Annotated in this window: 14 protein-coding genes and 1 tRNA gene; 5 read left to right on the top strand and 10 right to left on the bottom strand. The window is 60.8% G+C overall.

All coding sequences use genetic code 11. The annotated features are described in order from the left end of the window. Entirely contained in the window at positions 1–279 is a 279-nt protein-coding gene (locus PL599_RS06695; protein ID WP_142912708.1) for a hypothetical protein, read from the bottom strand. A 102-nt stretch (positions 280–381) separates the two neighbouring features. On the opposite strand from PL599_RS06695, the gene PL599_RS06690 reads away from it, so the two are divergent. Then, complete coding sequence (locus PL599_RS06690) at positions 382–642, top strand: helix-turn-helix domain-containing protein (RefSeq protein WP_142912707.1); 261 nt, start codon at positions 382–384, stop codon at positions 640–642. On the opposite strand, the gene PL599_RS06685 is transcribed toward PL599_RS06690, so the two are convergent. The 8 genes from PL599_RS06685 to PL599_RS06650 form a co-directional block, all read right to left on the bottom strand. After that, complete coding sequence (locus PL599_RS06685) at positions 643–1233, bottom strand: alpha-ketoglutarate-dependent dioxygenase AlkB (RefSeq protein WP_269823358.1); 591 nt, start codon at positions 1231–1233, stop codon at positions 643–645. 161 nt (positions 1234–1394) lie between these two features. After that, positions 1395–1470 (bottom strand) — tRNA-Phe (locus PL599_RS06680). 239 nt (positions 1471–1709) lie between these two features. Further along, a complete protein-coding gene (locus PL599_RS06675) occupies positions 1710–2141 on the bottom strand; it encodes a hypothetical protein (protein WP_269823391.1) in 432 nt (143 codons plus the stop codon). Positions 2142–2296: 155 nt separating this feature from the next. Further along, positions 2297–4513: a 3-hydroxyacyl-CoA dehydrogenase NAD-binding domain-containing protein gene (locus PL599_RS06670; RefSeq protein ID WP_269823392.1), complete on the bottom strand. Its 2217-nt coding sequence runs from the start codon at positions 4511–4513 to the stop codon at positions 2297–2299. Between the two features lie 33 nt (positions 4514–4546). Next, positions 4547–4759, bottom strand: a complete 213-nt coding sequence (locus PL599_RS06665) for a hypothetical protein (protein WP_269823393.1) — start codon at positions 4757–4759, stop codon at positions 4547–4549. An 8-nt stretch (positions 4760–4767) separates the two neighbouring features. Further along, entirely contained in the window at positions 4768–5976 is a 1209-nt protein-coding gene (locus PL599_RS06660; RefSeq protein WP_077985390.1) for an acetyl-CoA C-acetyltransferase, read from the bottom strand. A gap of 37 nt (positions 5977–6013) precedes the next feature. Next, positions 6014–7810 (bottom strand): acyl-CoA dehydrogenase C-terminal domain-containing protein, encoded by a 1797-nt coding sequence (locus PL599_RS06655; protein ID WP_269823394.1) that lies wholly within the window; start codon positions 7808–7810, stop codon positions 6014–6016. An 80-nt stretch (positions 7811–7890) separates the two neighbouring features. After that, a complete protein-coding gene (locus PL599_RS06650) occupies positions 7891–8220 on the bottom strand; it encodes a hypothetical protein (RefSeq protein WP_269823424.1) in 330 nt (109 codons plus the stop codon). Between PL599_RS06650 and podJ the strand changes: the two genes are divergently transcribed. The 4 genes from podJ to PL599_RS06630 all read left to right on the top strand — a co-directional run bounded on the left by podJ (position 8187) and on the right by PL599_RS06630 (position 14545). After that, positions 8187–11936, top strand: coding sequence for a cell division protein PodJ (podJ, locus tag PL599_RS06645; RefSeq protein WP_269823395.1), 3750 nt, complete (start codon positions 8187–8189; stop codon positions 11934–11936). The two genes, PL599_RS06650 and podJ, sit on opposite strands and share 34 nt — an antisense overlap. Before the next feature lie 263 nt (positions 11937–12199). After that, positions 12200–13126, top strand: a complete 927-nt coding sequence (locus PL599_RS06640) for a sulfite exporter TauE/SafE family protein (RefSeq protein ID WP_077985387.1) — start codon at positions 12200–12202, stop codon at positions 13124–13126. Continuing rightward, positions 13123–13950: a TIGR02186 family protein gene (locus PL599_RS06635; RefSeq protein WP_077985386.1), complete on the top strand. Its 828-nt coding sequence runs from the start codon at positions 13123–13125 to the stop codon at positions 13948–13950. Before PL599_RS06640 ends, PL599_RS06635 begins: the two co-directional genes overlap by 4 nt. 157 nt (positions 13951–14107) lie before the next feature. Continuing rightward, a complete protein-coding gene (locus PL599_RS06630; protein WP_077985385.1) occupies positions 14108–14545 on the top strand; it encodes a universal stress protein in 438 nt (145 codons plus the stop codon). Positions 14546–14591: 46 nt separating this feature from the next. Here PL599_RS06630 and pdeM read toward each other — a convergent pair whose 3' ends face one another. After that, the gene (gene pdeM, locus PL599_RS06625; RefSeq protein ID WP_269823396.1) at positions 14592–15320 is read right to left on the bottom strand and encodes a ligase-associated DNA damage response endonuclease PdeM; all 729 of its coding nucleotides are present in this window, start codon (positions 15318–15320) and stop codon (positions 14592–14594) included. Between the last annotated feature and the right edge of the window lie 11 nt (positions 15321–15331).

The following is a 15331-nucleotide window of genomic DNA, read 5'->3' as shown; positions in this document are numbered from 1 at the left end:
CTAAAGCTCTTTTCGGCGGCGAAGTTCTGCGCGCACTCGTCGCCATTTGCCTTGTTCGAAATTTTGGGAATATCGCCAAGCGCGATCTTCCTCGATAACCGCGAATTCCTCGGCAGCATTCCCATATGTCTTGCTTAAGACATCGGCGAGGCGCGTTATCTCGGCGCGCGGGATAAGCATGGGCCGCACAGCTTGCTGCCAAATGACATACATAAAAGCGGAAAATCCACACGCTCCAATCACCACGATTGAAAACCAGCTCGATACGGATAGTTCCATGACTGCACTCCATGGCTATTCCGCAAGACGTTATCCCATAATGGGATAATTCCAAATCAGGATTAATCCGTGAGCTCCTAAAATTTCAGGGTTCTGGAGCTCGTGACGAAGTCTACACATACACCCGAGTACCAGCTTCTTGTTGAAATACTGACCGATACGCGGCGAAAAGCGGGCCTGACACAACAGCAGGTCGCAGATCGGTTGGGCAAGCCACAGTCATATGTCGCAAAGGCCGAAGGCTCTGAAAGACGAATAGACGTCGTTGAATTTGCAAAATTGTCGGCCGCAATGGGCGAAGACCCGACCGCGCTTCTTCAGCTGTTACTCACAAGAATGGAGGAACGAGGCGTTCCTCTCTGATCAAGACTGTTTCGAAGCAATAACTTTGCGAAAAGTGAGGGAAATTCGTCTGCTTCGGGCTGTCCTAACTCCATTCACGATATCCGATTTTCGAGCCGGAATTTCATGGGTCCACCCGTAGCGGCCAACGTCTCTCAGCAAGATGCCGGAGCGAGGTTGAAGCAAGACGCCGCATATGGCTGGCCCACGCAATTCGCGGAAAACCATCTCGCAGGCAGATAGAAGGCTTAGCGATACGATCCCATCGTTAAAACAGGGCACACAATCGACATGCGCGCTGATGCCCTGCCCGGGAAGATATTCGTTCGCGATAACCTGATCGGGCAAATCCCGGCAATAACCTGTGGTAACCAACCGCTCCGCGAACACGCCAAGCCATGGCGGCAACGGCCCGATATACGCATCCGCGGTAACAGCGCGCGCTTTATAGTCGTACCGATAACCGAAATGCTGCACGCGGCGTTTCAACTCCGTGCTCCACACACCCGCATCCAGTTTGTCAGCGACGGCGATCTCCTCCTCTGGAGAGAGAAAGCCGTCAAAATAGACAATGACGGGAGGTAGAAGAGGTGGGCTTGTGACACGATCCATTTGCGGGCTGCTCTCCAACTGCCTGCAACAAAAAGGGTTGGCCTATGGTTACACCGGGCCTATCAAAAGCATATGATGGCGGTAGCTACTCATCGAAATTTGCCTGCAAATGGACAAGCCGTCCATGCGCACAATCCATCAACAATGCAATTGGAGATAAATGGTGCCCGGAGGCGGATTTGAACCACCGACACGCGGATTTTCAATCCGCTGCTCTACCAACTGAGCTATCCGGGCACTTCAGGTCCTTGAAGAACCTCCGCTTTTGGCGGGCGGGGCTGTTTGGTGCCCCGAAAGTGAGCGGGGTTATAACATCTTGTTCGGACATGGCAAGCGCCATCGCGAAGTTTTTTGACAGTTTTTTCACGGCGCCTGTGGATGGCTGAAAAGTCCGCCCGGCGAAGGCCGGATTGCGGCGGAAAACCCGCTCCTGGGCATCCGCCGGGCCAGCGGGTGCCGGCGCGGCAGGTAGCGACTTACGCCCCCTCATTGCGTCGTGCGGCAAGGCCAAGCGCGAAAGGCACAACGGCCACCAGCGCCGCCATGACGGGCGAGGAAGCGAAGATGCGGCTGGCAAGCGAGGTGACGGCCACGGAGCGCACCACCGTCATCAGGCGGGAATTCTCGCCGTCGCGCGCGTGGTGGGGCCGTGCGGGCGCGTGGCGGGAATGCTGGGCAGCCTCCAGCCGTTCGACATCGCGGCAGATCTTGTCGACCTGTTTGCGAAGCTCGTCCAATTCGGCGCGCAGCGACGGGTCGATGGTATTTGCGGTCCGCGTTCTCCTGGCTGCGGGCTTTTCCGCCTTTGCTTCGGCAGCTACAGCTTCGGCCTCTTCCTCCAGTTCGGCCAATTCGTCGTCCAGGTCGGATGGCTTGTCGAAACCGTGGGATCGCAGTGGTGCTTTCATCGTTGTCTCCTGACGCATGCTGAATTGCTGCGGCGGGCAGTTTTGCCCGGTCAGCCCCTTCAACGTCTCAACTGAGCAAAGGATGCACGGAAAGCGGGGAGGCAGGCATAATAAAACAGGCCCCGAAGGGCCTGTTCAATGTCTCGCGTGAAGCCTCAGGCCGCCTTGGCGGCGCTGGCATAAGGATCGAAGCGACCGTAGAAGGTCTCGCCCTTGGCGGCCATCTCCTTCAGCAGCGGCGTCGGCTTGAAGCGTGGGCCATAGGTCTCGCTGAGCTTTTCGGCGAGTGCCACGAAGGTCTTGACGCCCATGCCATCGATGTAGGACAGCGCGCCGCCGGTATAGGGTGCAAAGCCGAAACCGAGGATGGAGCCGACATCTGCCTCACGCGGATCGGTGACGATGCCTTCTTCCACCGTGCGGGCGGCTTCCAGCGCCACGGTGACGAGGAAGCGCTGTTTCAGCACCTCCATATCCACGTCCTCGGGCTTCTGCTGCGGATAGAGATCCTTCAGGCCGGGCCAGAGGGACTTCTTGGCGGGCTTTTGCGGGTAGTCGTAAAAGCCTTTGGCGTTCTTGCGGCCGAACCGGCCCTCGCCTTCCACCAGCTTCTTCACGAGTTCCATATGGCGCGGATCAACCGCCTTTTCGCCGAGATCGGCGACGGTGGCTTTCAGGATCTTGTAGGAAAGATCGATCGCCACCTCGTCGTTCAGCGCCAGCGGGCCGACCGGCATGCCGGCGAATTTAGCGGCATTTTCGATCATGGCGGGCGGAACGCCTTCGATCAGCATGTCGTAACTTTCCGCCATATAGCGCAGCACGCAGCGATTGACGAAGAAGCCGCGTGTATCGTTGACGACGATCGGCGTCTTTTTGATTTTCGCCACGTAATCCAGCGCGACGGCGAGCGCCTTGTCGCCCGTTTCCTTGCCAAGGATGACTTCCGTCAGCATCATCTTCTCGACAGGCGAGAAGAAGTGGATGCCGATGAAATCCACCGGGCGCTTGGAGTTCTTCGCAAGACCAGTGATTGGCAAGGTAGAGGTGTTGGAAGCGAAGATCGCTCCTTCAGGCAACACGGCTTCCACGGCCTCGATGACGGCCTTCTTCACGTCGCGGTCCTCGAACACGGCTTCGATGACGAGATCGGCGTCGGAGAGCGCGGCGTAATCCGCTGTCGGGGTAACGAGGTCGAGCAGGGCCTTGCCTTCATCCTGCGTCAGCCTGCCCTTGGTTATGGCGGCCTTGACGCTTTCCTCGCAATGGCCCTTGCCCTTGTCGGCGGCTTCCTGATCGCGATCCACCAGCGTGACGGGGATACCGGCTGCGGCGGTGACATAGGCCACGGCAGCACCCATGAAGCCCGCGCCGACGACGCCGACCTTCTTGAATTCAGTCTTCGGCTGGCCGGCCGGGCGGCGCGCGCCCTTGCCCAGTTCCTGCATGGAAATGAACAGCGAGCGGATCATGCCGAAGGCTTCCTTCGAGCGAAGGATTTCGGTGAAATAACGCTGCTCGACCTTCAGTGCCGTATCGAAGGGCAATTGCAGGCCTTCATACACGCATTTCAGGATGGCGAGGGCGGCCGGATAGTTACCGGCGCTTTCGCGGCGCAGGATGGCCGGTGCGGCCGGCCAGAGCTGGGCTGCGGCCGGCGTCCAGATGCCGCCGCCGGGGGCCTTGAAGCCCTTTTCATCCCAAGGTGCGACCGGCTTCAGGCCGTCCTTGATCATCTGCTTTGCGGTTGCGACCAGCTGATCCGGCTCCACCACCTGATGAACCAGCCCCATGGCCTTGGCGCGCGCGCCGGTCAGCGACTGGCCGGTCGTCATCATCTGCAAGGCGGATTGCGCGTCCGTCAGGCGCGAGACGCGCTGGGTTCCGCCGGCACCGGGGAAGATGCCGACCTTGACTTCCGGCAGAGCGATCTTGAGGCTCTTGGCACTGGAGGCCACGCGGCCATGGCAGGCAAGCGAAAGCTCAAACGCGCCACCCATGCAGGTGCCATTGATGGCCGAGACCCACGGCTTGCCATTGGTCTCGATCTTGCGGAACAGGCCGGTCATGCGACCGACGAGTTCGAACAGCTTCGCCGCGGCAGCGTCGGGGCTTTTCGCCTTTTCGTCATTATAAAGGGCGAACATGGACTTCAGCATCGACAGATCGGCACCGCCGGAAAAGCTGCTTTTGCCCGAAGTGAAGACGACGCCCTTGACCGCGCCATCGGCAACGGTGGCATCGACAATGGCGTTCAGTTCCTCAAGAACCTCTGACGTGAAGACATTCATGGATTTTTCCGGCATGTCCCAGGTGACGAGGGCAATGCCGTCTGCGTCCGTCTCGATGGTGAAATTGGTGTAAGTGCTCATTTGGGATTCCTCTTCCCTCAAATTTCCCTGCGGTTACGACAGTCCGATTGCAAGGCCGATACAACTGACCACAAGAACGAGAAACACGATCAAGCCCCAACGCTCTGCCCGGAGCCGTCGGATGTGGACAGCGGAAACAGGGCGGATGGACGCCCTATGATCCTGTGCCATATCCTTTTCCAGATTGTGCCGCGCCAGTTGCTGTTCGATCTCATTCTTGGGCCGCTCGTAAACCTCGCGCCTCATGGCCTGCCTCAAACCCGCTCGATAACCGTCGCCGTGCCCATGCCCGCGCCGATGCAGAGTGTGACGAGCGCGGTGTTCAGATCGCGCCGCTCCAGCTCATCCAGGACAGTACCGAGGATCATCGCGCCGGTTGCGCCGAGCGGATGGCCCATGGCGATGGCGCCGCCATTGACGTTCATCCGATCATGGCTGATGTCGAAAGCCTGCATGTAACGCAGGACGACGGCGGCGAAGGCTTCGTTGAGTTCGAAAAGATCGATATCGGCAAGCGACATGCCGGTCTTTTTCAGAAGCTTTTCGGTGACGTCCACCGGGCCGGTCAGCATCAGCGCCGGATCGGAACCGATATTGGCGAAAGCCCTGATGCGGGCGCGGGGTTTCACACCCATCGCCTCGCCGCCCGCCTTGGAGCCGACCAGCACGGCGGCGGCACCATCGACAATGCCGGAAGAGTTGCCGGCGTGGTGCACGTAGTTGATCCGCTCCACCTCCGGGTGGGCCATGATGCCGACGGCTTCAAAGCCACCCATTTCACCGGGCATCTGGAAGGAAGGATTGAGGGAGGCAAGCGCCTGCATATCGGTACCGGGGCGCATGTGCTCGTCGCGATCAAGGATCGTCAGACCGTTCTGGTCCTTCACCGGAATGACCGACTTGTTGAAATAGCCCTTTTCCCAGGCATGCGCCGCGCGCTTCTGGCTCTCGACGGCATAAGCATCGACATCGTCACGGGAGAAGCCGTATTTGGTGGCGATGAGATCGGCCGAGACGCCCTGCGGCATGAAGAAGGCCGGGAAGTTGACCGAGGGGTCCATGTACCAGGCGCCACCAGACATGCCCATGCCGACGCGCGACATGCTTTCGACGCCGCCGGCGATGACGATATCGTCCGAGCCGGCCTTGACCTTGCCGGCTGCGAAGTTGATGGCATCGAGACCCGAGGCGCAGAAGCGCGAGATCTGCATACCCGGCGCCTTGTTGGAGTAACCGGCTTCGAAGGCGGCGGCTTTCGGGATCACCGCGCCGGCATCCATAACAGGATCGACGCAGCCCATGATGATGTCATCGACAGCAGAGGTGTCGAGCCCGTTGCGATCGCGGATGGCTTCCAGCGTCTTGGCGGCCAGGCGAACGGAGGGCACCTCATGCAGGCTGCCATCCTTCTTGCCGCGTCCGCGTGGGGTGCGGACATGGTCGTAGATAAATACGTCGGTCATAAACTCTCTCCCTGCGGCGTGTTTACCGCCAACCTTCTCAGAATGCTTCCGCAGCCAGTTCCATCATGGTGTCCGCGCCGGTTTCGATGCGGGCCTTGCGCAGCGCCGTTTCCGGCATGATGCGCTCCATGTAAAACTTCGCCGTGACAAGCTTGGTCTTGAGGAAATCCTCATCCGAAGTGCTGCCTGACGCAAGCGCTTCGCTGGCGGCCTTCGCCATGCGCGCCTGCATGTAGCCCAGCACCACGATGCCGAAGAGATGCATATAATCGGTCGAACCGGCCCCGGCATTGTCGGGCTTGGCCATGGCGTTCTGCATGAACCACATGGTTGCGGCCTGCAGGTCGTTCAAGCCCTTCTTCAGGCCCTTGGTGTAAAGGCTGAGCTTTTCATCAGCGCGGTTTTCCTCACAGAAATCGCCGATTTCCTTGAACAGTGCCATGACGGCGCGGCCGCCATTCATGCCGAGCTTGCGACCGACCAGATCGAGCGCCTGAATGCCGTTGGCACCTTCGTAGATCATGGTGATACGCGCATCGCGGACATATTGGCTCATGCCATGTTCCTCGATGTAGCCATGGCCGCCGAAGACCTGCTGCGCCATCACGGCGTGGTCGAAGCCCTTGTCAGTAAGCACACCCTTGAGGATCGGCGTGACGAGGCCGAGCAGGTCATCCGCTGTCTGGCGCTCCTTCTCATCGGTTGAGCGATGGGCGATGTCGGATTGCAGCGCCGTCCACAGCAGGAAGGCGCGGCCCGCCTCGTTATAGGCCTTGATGGTCATCAGCGTGCGGCGGATATCCGGATGCACGATGATCGGATCGGCCTTCTTGTCCGGGAATTTCGCGCCGGAAAGCGAGCGGCCCTGAATGCGCTCTCGGGCATATTCGACAGCGTTCTGATAGGCGATCTCACCGACGGAAAGACCCTGCAGGCCGACGCCAAGGCGGGCCTCGTTCATCATCACGAACATGGCCGACAGGCCCTTGTTCTCCGCACCCAGGAGATACCCCGTCGCACCATCATAGTTCATGACGCAGGTGGCGTTGCCGTGAATGCCCATCTTGTGTTCGATGGCGCCGCAGGTGACGCCGTTGCGCTCGCCGAGCGTGCCGTCTTCCTTGACCAGGAACTTCGGCACGATAAACAGCGAAATGCCCTTGGTGCCTTCTGGCGCACCTTCGATGCGGGCGATCACCAGATGAACGATATTGTCAGTCATGGAATGTTCGCCGGCGGAGATGAAGATCTTCTGACCGGAAATCTTGTAGCTACCATCGCCTTGCGGCACCGCCTTGGTGCGCAGAAGACCGAGATCGGTGCCGCAATGGGGTTCGGTGAGGTTCATGGTGCCGGACCACGTTCCCTCGACCATCTTCGGCAGATAGGTTTCTTTCTGCTCCTGCGTGCCATGGACGAGGACGGCAGCGATGGCGCCCTGCGTCAGGCCGGGATACATCATCAAGGAAAGGTTGGCGGACGACATATATTCGCCAATGGCGGCATGCAGCGTGTAGGGCAAGCCCTGTCCGCCAAATTCCGGCGGCACGGCAAGACCGATCCAGCCGCCCTCGCAATAGGCGTCATAGGCATCCTTGAAACCATCCGGCACCGAAACCGAACCGTCATCGGCGCGCTTGCAGCCCTGTTGATCACCGGAAAGGTTGAGCGGGAAAAGCCGCTCTTCGGCAAGCTTTGCGGCTTCACCGGTAATGGCCTCGATCATATCGGGGGTTGCGTCCTCGAAGCCGGGCAGGTTGTTATACCGCTCGAGGCCAAGAACGTCGTTCAGGATAAAAAGCGTGTCTTTAACTGGGGCCTTGTAAACAGGCATTACCGATGTTCCTCCGCATCGTGGGCGCCGACGATAATCCGGCCGATATGGGATGACAATATTTGACGTGCGCGTAAACGTCAAATAAATTTCGGCGGAATATTCCTTCTCCTTTTTCGCGCAACGTATATCCGGCCCGGCGTCAGGCGGCCATGCGCCGTAAAAGTTAAAAAATTCCGACCATAGTTAACCACTTCTTTACCACGTTTCGTGAATTCTCCCGACAGAGGTAACTGCTTCGTACTCGGCGCATTTTCCTCAAAGGGGGCAAATACCGGCTCTGGAATTGCTGCATGTTGCGGCGACGGCGTGTTCAGGCAGGCAACGTCGCGACATATAACCGGGCACAGCGGGCGGAAGCGAAGCGAGCGAAAAGATGAACGGATTGCGATCGAAAAACCAACAGCCAAGCGACAGGTCGTCTCTTGATGCTCTCAATCGCACCATTGAAGGCCTTGAAGCCCGCATCGAGGGGCTGATGAGCCAGAAGTTCCCGCGCGATCCGCGATCCGCGAGCGCTCAGGCGGAGTCCAAGACCGAGCCCTATGCCGCGTCGCGTGAGCCCCGCGCTGCCGTTACGCCACCGCAGCTTGATCCCGTCAACGAAATCCGCCAGCGCCAGCGTCTTCTCGAGGCAAGCTTCCAGCGCCCGCAGGAACCCGCCGTCCGCCCGGAACGGACGATTACCCGGCCGCTCGCGCCGGCATATGGCTCGAGGGAAACCCAGCAGACGGCCGCTCCCGCGCCGCGCGCCCGTGCCATGCCGCCCCATCAGGAACCGCAGCGCGATGACGCAGCCCTGCAGGAGATCGCCCAGGCGCTGGTCAATCTGCGACACGAGCTGAAGCACGATATTGCCGAGGGCGTTGCCCGCGAAGCGCAGGGACTGCGTGCCGAAATCCGCAATATCCGCGCGGTGGCGGAAGACCAGCAATTCATCGGCGACCTGCGCGACGACATCGCGCGGTTGGCCGGCAGCATCGACCAGCTCGGCAATCTGGCGTCCCCTGACGCTTATGGCCTGCGCAACGAATTCGAGGACCTGCGCGCCACCATCGACCAGCTGGCACGCGAAGACAGCGTACACCGGATCGAAAGCCGCTGGAACAATGTGGAAGACACGCTGCGCGGTTTCGACGCCGGCGCGTTGCAGGATGAGATCGTTTCGCTCGCTTATCGTCTCGATGACATCAAGACGCAGCTTGGCGGCATGAGCAACAATCCGGCCGTGCGCGTGCTCGAAGACAAGCTGATTGCGATTGCCAGTGCCGTGGAGCAGCTCGGCAAGCACATTCAGCCGAACGAAGCGGCCTTTACCGAACAGTTTTCCGGTCTCGACCAGCGGCTGGATGAAATCAGCCGCGCCATTGCCGCATCCGGCACGCGCGCCAATGCGCAGGCAACGGACAATGCGCTGGCGCAGCGTCTGGAGAACCGGCTGAACGGCCTTGCCGAACAGCTTGGCGACATCAACCGCCTTGCCGCCGCAAAACCTGAACCGGCGCCGGACCTCACCGCCCGCCTTGAAGCGCTGGCCGGCAAGATCGACGAACTCAGCACCGCCCGCGACGCCGCGCAGTTGCATGAGCGGCTGGACCAGCTGTCGCTGCTTCTGGAACGGTCGCAGCGCCCCTCGCAACAGGCGGAACTGACCTCTTTCCTCAGCGATATTTCCCGCAAGATCGACGCGCTGGATCACGGCGCCGTCAATGACGGCTTGGCTGAGCGGCTCGACCTGCTCTCCCGGCGGATCGAGGACCTCGATTATCGTTACAGCCAGCCGCAGCCGGCATCGGACCTCAGCGAAAGCGCTTTCTCGCGTCTGGAAGAGCGGCTCGGCAACATTGCCGCCCGCCTCGACGAGACCGCCCATGCCGCGCCCGCCGACAGCCATGCGCTCGCAAGCCTCGAAAACCAGATCGCCCATCTCTCGACGCTGATCAGCCAGCCGGTGCAGATGCAGGCCGCGGCCATGCCGCCTGAACTCGACGCCCGCATGGCGGCCATCGAAGACTACATGGCGTCCAACGACGAATATATCATCGAGGCAGCCCGGCAGGCGGCCGAGGCCGTTCTGGACGCCTATACCCGCAACAATCTCTCGGCCGGCGCAAACCTTGCCGACATGAGCATGCTGACCGATCTTGCGACCGATCTGCGCAGTCTCGAAGCCTTGAGCCGCAATACCGAAGAACGTACGCACCGCACATTCGAAGCGCTGCATGAGACGCTGGTGCAGATTGCCGGCCGGCTGGACAACCTCGACAATGCTCCCGTCTACCGCGAACAGGCCGCGCAGCGCAGCGTTGCGCAACCTGGGGCGGTCCCCGCGCGCGAACATGTGTCCATGCCGGCCGCCGTTTTCCCGGAAGAGGGTTATATTGCCGAAGAACAGGCCATTCTCGACGCCGACGAGAAGGATGCGGACGCCATCGAGCCTCCTGCTGCAGCGAAACCCGCGAAGGTGGAAAAAAAGAGCCTGCTCGCCGGCCTGACGAAGCGTTTCAAAACGGGTACTGCAAAGACCGTCAAAGCCGAAAAAGAACCGATATCGGCCTCCTCCTCCTCCCGCACGCAGGTTGAGCCCGCCCCGTCGCTCGATCCGATCGACGTTCTGCCTGCCGGTCAGGAGAACGAACTTCTGGAGCCTGGTTCGGGCGCGCCCGATATCAAGAAAATCCTCGAGCGCGTTCGCGCCAGCCAGGTGGCCGCCAGCGGCAAGGCCGCAGACGCTGAAGGACGGACGGATTTCATTGCCGCCGCCCGTCGTGCAGCGCAGGCCGCCGCCATGGAAACATCGCCGGAGAAGCTGGACACAAGCAAGAAGAGCCGCAAGACCGACACCTCCACGCTTTCGCGCTATCGTCGCCCGTTGCTGCTCGGCATCGGCGCCATTCTTCTGGCAATGATGGCCATGCCGCTCGTCAAGACACTGATCGGCGGCGCGGAAGCTCCGGCGCCGATCATCGAGCAGAAGACGGACCAGGGCCCGGTTTCCGCGCTTCCCGAAACGGGTGAGAAGGCCGTGACCATTCCATCCGATCTCGCCATCGATCCGGAACAGGCCGCATCCGCCGACAGCATCGAAAACACCGCACCGGCGGAAAATATCATCGATCCACGCACCATCGGCGGCGCGCCGCTGCCTGACGAGCCGCCGGTTGCCGACGTTCCCGCCGTGGATGCGGCAAATTCCGGCACCGTCGCGCAGAACGAACCCTCGGCTCCGGCACAGGTTGCCGCCACGACTGTTCCGGTCCAGGACGCCATCACCGTTCCCGCCGGCATCGAACCCGCTTCGCTTGCCGAAGCGGCCGCCAAGGGGGACACGCAGGCGCTGTTCGAGATCGCAGCCCGTTACACCGATGGCCGCGGCGTTGCCGCCGACCGCACCGAGGCGGCAAAGTGGTACAAACTCGCCGCAGATCGCGGCCTCGCACCCGCGCAATATCGCCTCGCCAATCTTTACGAGAAGGCGAACGGCGTCGAACGTAACCTTCCCGAAGCCAAGCGCTATTACACGCTGGCCGCGGAACAGGGCAATGCGGGCGCCATGCATAATCTCGCCGTCCTGCTCGCTTCCGATGCGGCCGGTCAGCCGGATTTCGCCGCCGCCGCGCAATGGTTCATCAAAGCCTCCGACCTCGGCGTTCGTGACAGCCAGTTCAATCTCGCTATTCTTTATGCACGCGGCAGCGGCGTGAAGCAGGACATCGAGGAATCCTACAAGTGGTTCGCCATCGCAGCCAAGGATGGTGACGCCGACGCCGCCCAGAAGCGCGACGAAGTGGCGGGGGCCTTGAACCCGCAGCAGCTTCAGAGCGCAAAGGCCAAGGTGGACGCCTGGAAGGTCAAGCCGCTTTCGGAAGACGCCAATAGCGTCAACCCGCCTGAGGAATGGGCTGGCAAGGAGGGCGTGAAGACCGCCTCCGTGGACATGGAAAAGGCGATCCGCAACATTCAGGCGATCCTGAACAAGAACGGTTTCGATGCCGGCCAACCTGACGGCAAGCTCGGCAAGAACACCGTGACGGCCATCAAGGACTTCCAGAAATCCGTGGGCCAGACCCCGGACGGGCGCATTACCAACGAACTGGTCACCGCGCTTCTCGCCCGCAACAAATAAACATTCAAGAACCGGCGAAGCGGCCCTTTGGCCGCTTTCGCTCAGCCCGGCGCAGGAATGTGGCCCGCTGCCGACACACGGCCGCTATCTTTCCAAATTATCAACGTATTTGCCGTTGAATGTTGACAGGTCAGGCCCTCGTGGGCATGACGGATGAAGATCGGGCATGCCCGGTCTTTTCAGACAGAAAGTGTAAATCGCGGCGCGGCCCCCTCACCCGGACAAGCCATGCCGCCCGGAACCATTTGCCCGAGGTCCGAGCCGTGACTGTCTATCTGCCGATCGCAGAACTGTCGGTGAATATTTTCATCATTCTCGGCATGGGCGCGGCCGTCGGTTTTCTGTCCGGCATGTTTGGCGTGGGCGGCGGCTTTTTGATTACCCCGCTTCTGATTTTCTACAATATTCCGCCTGTGGTGGCCGTGGCGACGGGCGCGAACCAGGTGGTGGCTTCCTCCGTTTCCGGCGCGATCACGCATTTCCGGCGCGGCACGCTCGATGTCAAGCTCGGCACCGTCCTGCTCGTCGGCGGTCTTGTGGGCGCGACGGTCGGCGTCTGGATATTCTCCTTCCTGCGCAGCATCGGCCAGCTCGATCTCATCGTTTCGCTCCTCTATGTCATCCTGCTCGGCGCCGTCGGCGGCCTGATGCTGAAGGAAAGCATTTCGGCGCTCCGCCGCGCTGCACGCAACGAAGCCGTGACGTTGCGCCGGCCGGGCCATCATAATTGGGTGCACCGCCTGCCGCTGAAAATGCGGTTCAAGAAATCGAAGATCTATCTTAGCATCATTCCCGTCGTCACGCTGGGTTTCGCCATCGGCATCCTCACCTCCGTCATGGGTGTCGGCGGCGGCTTCATCATGGTGCCGGCACTGATCTATCTTCTGCGTATTCCGACCAATGTGGTCGTCGGCACCTCGCTGTTCCAGATCATTTTCGTGACCGCCTATACGACCGTCGTTCAGGCAGCGACCAACTATTCCGTCGATGTGGTGCTGGCCTTCATCCTGATGGTGGCGGGCGTCATTGGCGCGCAATATGGCGTGCGCGTCGGCCAAAAACTGCGCGGCGAACAGCTGCGCGCCCTGCTGGCGCTTCTCGTCCTCGCTGTTGCGCTTCGCCTTGCCGTGTCGCTGGTGGTGCGCCCGGAAGACCTGTTTTCAGTCGCCGTTGGGGGGTTAGGTTATTGATCCGCCATTTGCTGCTTGCCGCCCTTGCGCTGGCCTCATGTCTTTCCCTCGGACAACCGGCTTCGGCCCAGACGCCGCCGCTTGCCCTGCCGCCCGGTCCGCAGCAGCCGCCGCTGCAGGAAAACATCGAAATCGGCGCATCGACCACCGAAATTCCCATCGCTTCGGATTTTCGCGGCGCGGATTTCACCCTCTTCGGCGCACTCAACAATACCGACCAGCTGCTGCTGGCCATCGGACAATATGACATTGTCGTAACGCTGGAAGGGCCGAGCGACTATATGACCGTGCGCAAGAAACAGCGCGTGGCGGGCATATGGATCAATACCAGTGCCATCACCTTCACGCCGCTGCCGGAATCCTATTCCATGGCCAGCACGCGCAATACCGCCGACATCGCCTCTCCCGGAACGCTCCGCGCCATGGGGCTCGGCGTTGACCATCTGTCACTGAAAAGCGCGGTCTTCTCCGGCGTGCCGGACAATGTTTTCGACTTTCAGGAGGCTTATCGGCGTCTGAAGCTTTCCAGCGGCATCTATCGCAACGACACAACCGGGGTGCGGCTGGAACGCACCGGCCTGTTCTGGGCGACTTTGCGCCTGCCGGCCAACGTGCCGAATGGCGTGCATACCGCCCGCGCCTATCTCTTCAAGAGCGGCAAATTCATCGCCCAGCGCGAACTGAAACTGCGCGTCGTCAAGACGGGCATGGAACAGGCGATCACCGATGCCGCGCATCAGACGCCGCTTGCCTATGGCGCGCTCTGCGTTCTGCTGGCAGTCGTGACCGGCTGGGGCGCCAGCATCATCTTCCGCAAGGACTGATCCTTTTTTCCCGAAAAAGAGAGTGTCTGCCGTCCCAGCCGGCGAAGATAGCATTCGCTTCCGCCAACGGTTTGCGGTAAAATTCAAGGCGTTACAACCCCGCACCCAGGTTATGGCGGTATGTGCGGTTGTGACGGGGATGAAAAGGAGAAATGTCATGTTCAAGCACATTCTCATTCCCACCGATGGCTCGCCGCTGGCGCAGATCGCAATCGACCAAGGGTTCGCTCTCGCCAGAGAGGCAGGCGCAAAGGTGACCGTGGTGACGGTATCGGAACCCTTTCACGTGATTGCCAGCGATGTCGAGGACATTGCCGCCATTGCAGAAGAGGAATTTCACCGCTGCGAGGAAGCGGAACATCTGCTGAGGGATACGCAGGCGCACGCCGCCGCCATGGGGCTCGATTGCGAGGCCCTGCTTGCGCGCGCGGGGCGGCCGGACGAAGCGATTATCGAAATCGCCGACAAGAGCGGCTGCGATCTCATCGCCATGGCCTCGCACCGACACAGGCGCTTCGTGGAGTTGCTGCTCGGCAGCGTCACGGCCAAGGTGCTCAAGAATTCTAAGATACCGGTGCTGGTCTACCGGCAATAGAGCATTTCCGGTAACTTCGTAGCGGTCTTACGTTCGGAAAATACGCTCAGCCGATGAGATTTGAAAATCGCACAGAATAGATGCGGTCCCGCCCCATCAGATGCGCGACGAGCGCGGCGTGATCGAAGAGGCCGCGCATCGCCTTATGGCGCAAATCCAGCCCGCCGCTCATCACCCCGAAAGCCGGCATCAACAGACGCGAACCGTCTGTGGCGAAACAGGGCCGTCGCACCGTCTTTTCACGGCGGCGGACCGTGGCGGAGGGATGCAGGTGCCCGGCGATTTCGCCGGCGGCATCACCCGGTTTCGGCTCGTGGCGGAAGACGAGAGCGCCGTAAAACATCTCGTCCACCGAAGAGCCCGGCAGATCGACCGTACCATCGGGATCATGGTTGCCGTTTATCCATATCCATTCGCGGCCACGCGCCATCTCGCGAATGAGTTCGCGCAGCGGCAGCGGCAGATGCTGCGAGCCGACGCGATCATGGAAATTGTCACCGAGGCTGACGACGATCCTCGGATCGTAGCGGCTGATCAGCGAGGACAGGATTTTAAGCGTGGCGATGGTGTCGTAGGGCGGCAGCATGGAGCCGCGCCGGGCAAAGGCCGCGCCCTTTTCCAGATGCAGATCGGAGACGACCAGCAGCGAGAGGTCAGGCAGATACAGCCCGCCCAGCGGGTCGCACCAGGCGGCAACGCCATTGATGACGGTGTCGCTGCCAAGGCATTCGAAGCCATTGGAAAATCTGTCGCTCAATGTCAGCCGGCTCAGCAATGTTGTCGTCG

The organism is Agrobacterium sp. ST15.16.055, assembly GCF_027956555.1.
Lineage (GTDB): Bacteria > Pseudomonadota > Alphaproteobacteria > Rhizobiales > Rhizobiaceae > Agrobacterium > Agrobacterium salinitolerans.
This window is presented reverse-complemented; position numbering and strand designations above follow the sequence as displayed.